Below are 3009 nucleotides of genomic sequence, written 5' to 3' on the forward strand. Positions count from 1 at the left end.
CTATTTCCTCTCGTTGCTGCTTTGAGGTCATGCGTTACCATGACAATACTTTGTCCTTCGTTATTCAGTTGTGTTAGGATATCTAAAACAACCGTTCCCACGGATGAATTCAAAGCTCCTGTCGGCTCATCCGCAAAAATAATTTTAGGTTTATTGATCAAGGCTCTCGCTATTGCCGTTCTTTGCTTTTGTCCGCCAGATACTTCAGATGGATATTTACCTACTTCCTTTTCTAAACCTAACTTTTTTAATAACGAAAGTGCTTTTTCATTGACTGATTTTTTGCTTTTTGATGGGGAATATCCATTGAACGCCACATTCTCAAATAAAGTCATATCAGGCAACAAATTAATTCCCTGAAAAATAAAGGCGATATCATTTTTTCTGATGTTGGCAATTTGATTTTCTTTGAAAGAGGTTATATCTTTGCCAAGCAGCTCTACCTTTCCTTGACTATATTGATCCATTGTGCTTATCGCATAAAGCAAGGTTGATTTTCCTGCACCAGAGCTTCCCATGATAATGGTAAAGTCACCTTCGTATATCTCTAAATTCATATCATTAATCACATCTAATTTTTCTTTTCCCATGCTAAAGCTTTTGCACAAATGACTTGTTTTGATGATTGTTCTCTTCATCTTCTTATTCCTCCATTAATTCTATTGCATTTATACGTTCTACTTTTGAAGTGCCTACAAAAGCAAATAGTAATATGACAATAAAGATTAGAGCACAGTATATAGCAGTCTTTACGGGTGAAAAAATAATCGCATTAGGACTCGTGATGACAAGTTCAATAAGTGATTTTGATACTCCATTGTGAATGAATAGAGCGGCAGCTATACCGATTGATGTCAAAATGGCCATTCTAGAAAGAATCCTAATCTTTAGAAACTTATTGGTAAACCCTAGCGCCTTTTGAATTCCAAAATTCCTTCTTTCATCTATCATAATGATGGAAATAATCGAAATGATATTCAAAGCACTCAGGATAAGCATAAAAATTGAGATTGTTGATACCACAGGTGGTACCATAGAAGTCATATCATTCAATAACGCATCATAGTTTCCCAGATTAGGTTGTACGAATGTATCCTTGAAACGATGTTCAAAATCTTTTTTGAAATCACCATAAGATTCTTGATTTTTCAATTGAACAGCTATCGTGTTATAATGAGGTTTTAAGTTATAGTGTTCCATCGCTTCATTTAGCAGCCTTACATTGCGCCCACCATATTTAATACTGCCAAAAGATCCAACGATTAAAAATTCCTCATCTTTCCCATGAATCTTAAAGTTCATTTTATCGCCAATCTTCAAATTCGTATCACGCAACATGGTAAGACTTACATTGATCTCATTATATTGTTCTGGTAATCTGCCTTCATAAATTTCAAATCCTAAATGATCATACCTGGAAAAAGATTCAATGGCATAAACATCTAATACACCATACTTTTCACTATCGTATTTAATATAATTTCCGGCATTTAGATAAAGTCCATACCCATAATGTTCAACTCGATTGTCCTTATTTAAATGCTCGACGATCTCCTTTTCCATTTCTTGAGATGTGATGTTGGTATTTATAGTAGCCGATGCTTTATGTAGATTGAGCCATATATTGGCATGATCTTTTGAAACGGCAAACATATGATCCGTATTGATAAAAAGTAACGTAGTAAACATGTAAATGGCAGTGATAATACATACGTTTAATGACAATCTTTTATTTTTCAACAGATCATTAATAGATAACGCAATCGGGTTATTGGTATGTTTAAATAATTTCCAACTTCGTTTCCCGCTTTTGGGAGTGTTTGTTAGCGAAATCGCTTCTACTGGTGATAATTTTTTAATTTTTCTTAACTCTAGAGCCACAAATAGTTGAATAATTAGATTAAAGAGAACAATGATGACTCCACCTATAATTAAATATCGAACGTTATATCCAAAGTCCCCCAAATATTTTAGAATGTTCTTTTGTAAAATGTAAGCGGCTGGAAAACTAATGGCCACACCGACCGCTGTTGAAATCATCCCTACAAAAAGATACGCTTTACTATAGATCTTCTTGATGTCTGATGCCGTAAATCCCAGTGCTTTGTATGTTCCGATCAATTTAACTTCTTTCATTAAATTGTTTTTTAAAGTAAATAGGACGACAATAATCCCGCTTATTAACGTTAATATACCGGCCAAAGTCATGATAACCGATACCAAACCCGTATCCGCAAGTTGATTTAAGATGAGATAATACTTTTCCATATAATATTCATTACTTGTAAAATTCTCATGAAGATAATTCGCTACAGCTTCTTTTTCACTTCCATATTGGAATACAACATATCCGCCTCTCACTTCTTCATCGAACAACGGAATATCGTTTTCATTGACATACATGATTTTGGCAGGATTAGCTAAGGATGCGTTTTGTGAATCATTGATGATCGCTGAAATTTCAAACTGGCTTCCAGCTGCTTTATCAATTTCAATGACATCATTCACTTTTAAACCTTTCTTATCTGCTAATATTTTGGAAATCCAAATCTCCCCTGCTTCTGGGGAAGGCTTGTCCTTCCCCTCTAAAATCGTTAATTCCCAGTTTAGCTTTTCTTGATCTTTGATCGATATGATCAGATTTCTATCTTCATTAAACGTTTCACCGTGCACTTTCGTTATGTTCATCGATGAATACATGGCTTTATATTTTTGAAAGTCTTTTATTAGTTGCCCTTCGTCAGCTTGCTCTTCAAGCATGTTCAATTCTTTATCGGATGAATTAAATAGGTAGACGTCGGGAAATAAAGGATTACTATAGTAATCTGTGATGGAACTATTTATACTATCGATAAAGATACGAGATGTTGACAATAAGCCAGAGGTAACCATTAAGATCACGGCAATTAACACAAATGATAGTTTATTCGTTCTAATTTTCTTCTTCCACATGATTACTGTTCCCCTTAAAAATAGTAGAATGACGTTTATTATATGGTTATTAAACTA

The 3009-nt window shown here is 34.1% G+C and carries 2 protein-coding genes; both read right to left on the reverse strand.

Translation table 11 applies throughout. The annotated features are described in order from the left end of the window. Nucleotides 1–638: ABC transporter ATP-binding protein (locus ACYP5M_RS26475; protein WP_452445550.1), on the reverse strand; the 638-nt coding region annotated here is incomplete at its 3' end. A gap of 4 nt (nucleotides 639–642) precedes the next feature. Further along, nucleotides 643–2952 carry an ABC transporter permease gene (locus ACYP5M_RS26480; protein ID WP_434168913.1) on the reverse strand — a complete coding sequence of 770 codons (2310 nt, stop codon included), beginning with the start codon at nucleotides 2950–2952 and terminating at the stop codon, nucleotides 643–645. Nucleotides 2953–3009: the final 57 nt, after the last annotated feature.

It is taken from the genome of Peribacillus sp. N1 (assembly GCF_054600815.1).